Below are 1,087 nucleotides of genomic sequence, written 5' to 3'. Positions count from 1 at the left end.
AATACAACACCTATAGGCCGCATGAGGCGCTGGGATATGAGGTCCCGGCTAATTATTATAAACTTGAAAGCCTAGTAGGACTAACTTTAAACTCGAAATAGTTGTTCCAAAAATGTCGAGCAGGACAGTCCCCAATAGAGATAGATTTCTAGCAAAACTGTCTGACAGAGCGTTCGGTTTTAGAGATTATCCACCTCATCATTTTACAAAATGGTCTATGGAAGTATTAAAAATTTACCTTGAAAAAAATGGCTTCACCAATATCTGGCTAAAACCGTGCTGTTTTTTCTCTCTTTTAGAGGCATCGTACTGGTGGCAAAGAGTGATTCTAGGAAATTTCATGAATGTGATTAGATTGAAAATAAAGAAATCTTTTACAGGTGATGAACAACTGGCACACCTAACATTGGAGGAAATTATTAAAAATAAAGAGGGAAATAAAAAGATGCATATATTTGTAGGAAGTTTTTTTAAAGTTGTTAATGAGTGTGCGAAAATACTTGAAAAAACAACATTTCTGCCATTGGCTTTAATTACGCTTAAAATGATGAATAGACAAGGTCAGCATATTTATTTCCAGGCTAAAAAGTAACAGCTGGAGAAATTATTCTCTTACGATGTATTTAAGTAATAAGGTTTCTACACTTATAAATAGAATTGTTCATAGTTATACTTTGGGATTTATAAAATACCTTTTAGGCTTTAGAAAGGCTTATACCTCACTAACATCACGTGAACATGAGATACTCTCAGTTTTTGCGAAGGGGAAAAAATGTATAATTGAGGTAGGCGTCTTTGAAGGGACTACCAGTAAAATATTCTGTCAGAGTATGGATAGTGGTGGGAAACTCTATCTTATAGATCCATATTTCTTGGAGTTAAGATTAGAAAAGTTGTTAAACTTTTCATTCCCGCAATTTATAGCTAAAAGAGAAATAAGAAAATGGAATCATCAAGTTAAATTTATACGACAGACTTCAGTAGAAGCTGCCCATACATTGTTAAAGTCTCAAATTAAAGCGGAACTTATTTTCATAGATGCTAAGCATGATTACTACTCAGTTCTGGAAGATTTTAAAATTTGGAT

At 33.5% G+C, this 1,087-nt stretch carries 2 protein-coding genes; both read left to right on the top strand.

Annotated elements, in window-relative coordinates; all coding sequences use genetic code 11:
* The first annotated feature begins 217 nt into the window (after positions 1-217).
* A complete protein-coding gene (locus tag AB1349_14615; GenBank protein MEW6558559.1) occupies positions 218-592 on the top strand; it encodes a hypothetical protein in 375 nt (124 codons plus the stop codon).
* A gap of 25 nt (positions 593-617) precedes the next feature.
* The coding region (locus tag AB1349_14610; protein ID MEW6558558.1) for a class I SAM-dependent methyltransferase at positions 618-1,087 on the top strand (470 nt) is incomplete at its 3' end.

This window comes from Elusimicrobiota bacterium, from assembly GCA_040757695.1.
In the GTDB taxonomy this organism is placed as follows: domain Bacteria; phylum Elusimicrobiota; class UBA8919; order UBA8919; family UBA8919; genus JBFLWK01.
Note: the sequence above shows the minus strand (reverse complement) of the source record. Positions and strands in the feature narration are given on the sequence as shown.